We start from the raw sequence: 4,949 nt of genomic DNA on the forward strand, positions 1-4,949 counted from the left end.
GGCGGAAGGTACCCCCACGGGAGTCCGGCCGCCCGGGAGATCGACATCCCCTCCCGGCCCGGCACCCCCACACGGCGGCCGTCTCGTCCACCTCTCCCGGACGGCGGCCGCCTTTTCAAGCCCTCCTGCCGCCGTATCGTGGAACCCGACCCGCTGTGGGGCGGGCCACACACACCCGGCCGTCCGGGATCCCGGATGCGCGATAGCCTGACCCGCGGATCTCTCTTGACGCCAAGAGATCGATCATTCGTAACCCGTGATCGATATCGCGGCGGCGCCGGTCACGAGCCGGCGGCGGGGATCCCGCACCCCGGGGCAGGGACCGCCCCACCGCCAGCTGTCATACGGAGAACGCCATGACCCGCACTCCCGTGAACGTCACCGTCACCGGCGCGGCCGGCCAGATCGGTTACGCCCTGCTCTTCCGCATCGCCTCCGGCCAACTGCTCGGCGCGGACGTGCCGGTCAAGCTGCGCCTTCTGGAGATCACCCCGGCGCTGAAGGCCGCGGAGGGCACCGCCATGGAGCTCGACGACTGCGCCTTCCCGCTCCTTCAGGGCATCGACATCACGGACGACCCGAACGTCGCCTTCGACGGCGCGAACGTGGGCCTGCTCGTCGGCGCCCGTCCCCGTACCAAGGGCATGGAGCGCGGTGACCTCCTGGAGGCCAACGGCGGCATCTTCAAGCCGCAGGGCAAGGCCATCAACGACCACGCCGCGGACGACATCAAGGTCCTCGTCGTCGGCAACCCGGCCAACACCAACGCCCTCATCGCCCAGGCCGCCGCGCCGGACGTACCCGCCGAGCGCTTCACCGCGATGACCCGCCTGGACCACAACCGCGCGCTGACCCAGCTGTCGAAGAAGACGGGCGTCCCGGTCTCCGAGATCAAGAAGCTCACGATCTGGGGCAACCACTCCGCCACCCAGTACCCCGACATCTTCCACGCCACGGTCGCCGGCAAGAACGCCGCCGAGGTCGTCAACGACGAGAAGTGGCTCGCCGAGGACTTCATCCCGACCGTCGCCAAGCGCGGCGCCGCCATCATCGAGGCCCGCGGCGCCTCCTCGGCCGCCTCCGCCGCCAACGCCGCCATCGACCACGTCCACACCTGGGTCAACGGCACCGCCGAGGGCGACTGGGCCTCCATGGGCATCCCGTCGGACGGTTCGTACGGTGTGTCCGAGGGTCTCATCTCCTCCTTCCCGGTCACCGTGAAGGACGGCCGGTACGAGATCGTCCAGGGCCTGGAGATCAACGACTTCTCCCGCGCCCGCATCGACGCCTCCGTCAAGGAGCTCGCTGAGGAGCGCGAGGCCGTCCGCGCGCTCGGCCTCATCTGAGAACCTCTCCCTGAGGACCCCCTGAGGACCTCCCCTCCCGGGAGGGGATCAGTCACCACCTCGAACAGGCTCTGTCCCGGCTCACCCCGGGACAGGGCCTGTTGGTGTGTGCACCGCCGCGAACGTCGGCCCCGCCCTCAGATCACCCTCAAGTCGCTTGAGTCACAAGGGGCCTGACACACAGGATGGCCAGCATGTTCGGATCATTCGGAAGCAAGAAGGACCAGCTCAACGTCCTCGTGCTGCGCGACGCCGACGTCATCGCCGCGTCCGTGCGCCAGGCCCTCGCCGAGGCGAGCGAGGAGGAACGCCCCGGCCTGGAGCGGGCCGCCGCCCTCATCGGGCAGGCCGCGGCCGCACACGACGACGACCTGCGCGCCCACTGGGTGCGCGAGCGGCTGGCAGCGGCGGGACACGAGGGTGCCCCCGACTCCGTATCGGGCATCAAGGCGCTCCGGCAGGCGGAACCGGGCCTCAGCCTGCTGGCCGCGACGCAACTCGCGAGGGCGGCGGCCTCCGCGCAGGACTAGACGACCAGAACCCGTACGGCGGCGGATCAGGGTACGTTGCCGCCATGGTGGCCCGGCGGCGTGAACTCATCGAGCGCGTGGACGAACAGGACCGCGTGGTGGGGGTCGTCGACCGGGCCGAGGCGATCTCCCGCCACTGGCTGCACCGCATAGCGACCGTCGTCTGCCGTGACCCCGAAGGCCGCATCCTCGTCCACCGCCGCGCGGACGACATGTCCCGCTTCCCGGGCCAGTACCACTGGCTCACAGGCGGCGCCGTGGATGTCGGCGAGACCTACGAACAGGCGGCGGCCCGCGAACTCGCCGAGGAGCTGGGAGCCGTGGCCGCCGCACCCCGCTTCCTGTTCAAGTACCTCTGCCGCGGCGAGATCAGCCCGTACTGGCTCGGCCTCCACGAGACCGTCCTCACGGACCCCGCCGCCATCACCCCCGACCCGGCGGAGATCTCCTGGTACGCCTGGCTCACCGAAGGCGAACTCCAGGCGCTCGCCCGGCGCCGGACGTTCGTCAGCGACGGCCGGGAAGCGCTCCATCGGTACCTGGACAAGTAGAGCTCGTTTCACACGTCCGTGCGGTGATCGTGCGGTCGTGCGAGACGGATTCCGCAGTTCCTTTCGTACCTCTATGCTGATGGTTTCTCACTTGGCGTGATGCCCACGTCAGTTCACACATCGGGGGAGACGGTGTGAGTACCGCCAGCGTGCCACCGCAGTCACAGCCGACAACCACGACAACGCCCTCAACACCCTTAACGCCCGCGACACCCGAGGCCCCGCCGCCCACCCCGCCCCACGCCAGCGAGGCTAGCCGTCTGCTGTGCGCCGGGGCCTACCTCGACCCCGTCTACCGGGACCGGGTCATCGAGGAGCTGGACCTCAACGAGCAGCGGCTCGTGGCGCCCTCGCTCGGCTTCGACGCGGCCCGCGTCCTCGCGCACGCCCTGCGGGCCCGGCGCCTGGAACTGGCCTGGGCCGGGGCCATCGTGGGCCTGTGGGTGGTGGGCCTGCTGGTGACCGACTTCCTGCTCGCGGGCTACCTCGTGCCCAGCGTCCTGCTGGCGATGGGGACCGCGATCCGCGGCGACGACGACCGCCCGCCACTGCCGCGGCGGCTGGCCGCGTTCGTCGCCCGCTGGATGGGCCGGATCGTGTTCGGTCTGTTCCTGGTCGCCACGGTCGTGTTCGCGTTCTCCGGCTCCGACGACTCCTCGTCCGATGCCTCCTGCGACTCGTACGACTCCTACGGTTACTGCCAGTCGTACTCCTCCGGCGACGGCTCGGGCTTCTGGGGCTTCCTCAAGGGGCTGCTGCCCGCCCTGTCGCAGATGTTCGGCGGCGACGCCGACGTCAAGGCCCTCCAGGCGTGGCTGGCTCTGGTGCTCTTCGTGGCCGTCGCCCTGTGCACGGGCGCCCAGCGCAGCCAGTTCGCCCGGGCCCTGGGCGGCGAGCTGTCCCCGGAGCGGTTCCCGGACGCCGCCTCCGACCCCGCGGAGAGCCTGGAGAGCCGGCGGTTCCAGCGGCTGAAGGAGCGCATCCGGCTGGAGCAGCGCGCGCCGCTGATCATGTACCACGAGGCACGCCCGTTCTGCGGGTCCGGTGCGGACTACGACACCTGGGTGCTCGCCGTCGAGCTGCGGCCCGACGGAATGAAGAAGGTCCGGCCGATGAGCAACCGGACGATCCTGGACGCCGTCCGCCCGCTGCTCGAAGGACTGCGGCTGCCCTCGGAGTACGCCGGGCACGCCGTGCGCGACCGGCTGCGCTGGCTGGAGATCGACGAGTGCGTGTTCCTGCCCGCCGAGGGGCTCGGCCGGCGCGAGGACGCCCCGTACAACCAGGAGGCGTTCGAGGGGCACCGGGCCCGCGCGGTGGAGGAGGGTGCCGAGAAGCGGCGGCACTTCCTGCGCGTCCGGGTGGGCGGCTGGGAGGAGGAGCTGGTCGTCACCGTCTACGTCCGGATCCACACCCAGGGCCGCATGCTGATGCTGGAGATCGCCCCGCACGTACTGCAGCCGATCCGCGCGGACTTCAAGGACGCCGACCGCACGGCCCACCGGTTCCGCAGCAACAGCATGTTCGGCAAGGCCACCTGGGCCGTCGGCCAGGTGCCCGGCTCCGCGATCCGCTCCCTGGTCACCCTGTGCCAGGGCGCGGCCTACGGCTGGCAGCTGCTCACCAGCGGCCACGGCAACGCGCTGCCCGACGGCCCCGCGATGTCGGTGCGCGAGCTGGGTGCGGCACGGTCCGGGTCGCTGTTCCAGCGGATGGACGTGGACCGCTACCTCAGGAGCGTGCAGGACCGCATCGCGAACGGCGTGCGCACGGCGCTGGCCGAACACGGCTACCAGACCGGCGAGTTCGTGCAGAAGGTCGTCAACATCAGCGGTGGCGGTGTGCACATCGACTCCGTCGCGAACAGCACGTTCGCCGTCGGCTCCCATGCCCGCGCCTCCTCTTCCACATCGACCGGCGGCTCCGTGCCGCAGCAGCAGAAGGGAACCGACAGCGATGGCAACGGATGAGCCGACCGTCAGCATCGGCGACGTCTCGCACAGCACCTTCGCCATCGGCAGCCACGCGCACGCCGAGAGCCACCAGGGCACGGGCGGCCCGCGCGACGCCGCCGCCGAGGAACTTCTGAACGCGGTGCGCGAGCTGCGCGCCGACCTGACCCGGGTGCGGGCGGACGGGCGGACCAGCGCACTGGACGCCGAGCTGGCCGACACCGAGGACGAGATCACCCGTACCGGCACGGTCGGCGCGGGCAGACTGGCGCGCCTGCGCCAGTTGCTCACGGACTCCGAGGCCCTGGTGAGCCTGATCGCCTCGGCCGGGGCCGTGGCCGGACTGCTGGGGATGTGAGGGGGCCGCGATGAGCGGGGGACAGCGGTACTGGAACGAGGAGACCCAGCGCTGGGAGGACGGCACCCAGGAGACGGCCCACGCCACCCCACCACCGCCGGGCAGGCCGGACCACGAACCGACGGTGGTCGACGCGCCCGGCGACGAGGGGGGCCTACCCCCTCGTGTCTCCGAGCCCCCGTCGGGCTCCCCACCGGCTTCCGGCCTCACAC

The 4,949-nt window shown here is 71.2% G+C and carries 5 protein-coding genes and 1 pseudogene; all 6 read left to right on the top strand.

Annotation, left to right across the window (positions count from 1 at the left end):
* Positions 1-356 precede the first annotated feature (356 nt).
* Positions 357-1,346 (top strand): malate dehydrogenase, encoded by a 990-nt coding sequence (locus FNH08_RS44445; protein ID WP_152777196.1) that lies wholly within the window; start codon positions 357-359, stop codon positions 1,344-1,346.
* Between the two features lie 194 nt (positions 1,347-1,540).
* Positions 1,541-1,876: a hypothetical protein gene (locus tag FNH08_RS44450; protein ID WP_152777197.1), complete on the top strand. Its 336-nt coding sequence runs from the start codon at positions 1,541-1,543 to the stop codon at positions 1,874-1,876.
* Positions 1,877-1,920: 44 nt separating this feature from the next.
* Positions 1,921-2,427, top strand: a complete 507-nt coding sequence (locus tag FNH08_RS44455) for an NUDIX hydrolase (protein ID WP_152777198.1) — start codon at positions 1,921-1,923, stop codon at positions 2,425-2,427.
* Positions 2,428-2,561: 134 nt separating this feature from the next.
* Positions 2,562-4,397: a hypothetical protein gene (locus FNH08_RS44460; RefSeq protein ID WP_407704573.1), complete on the top strand. Its 1,836-nt coding sequence runs from the start codon at positions 2,562-2,564 to the stop codon at positions 4,395-4,397.
* Entirely contained in the window at positions 4,384-4,737 is a 354-nt protein-coding gene (locus FNH08_RS44465) for a hypothetical protein (RefSeq protein ID WP_152777199.1), read from the top strand. Before FNH08_RS44460 ends, FNH08_RS44465 begins: the two co-directional genes overlap by 14 nt.
* A gap of 10 nt (positions 4,738-4,747) precedes the next feature.
* A pseudogene (locus FNH08_RS44470) lies at positions 4,748-4,949 on the top strand (hypothetical protein); the annotation flags it as partial.

The sequence above is a fragment of the Streptomyces spongiae genome (genome assembly GCF_009377185.1).
GTDB lineage: Bacteria > Actinomycetota > Actinomycetes > Streptomycetales > Streptomycetaceae > Streptomyces > Streptomyces spongiae.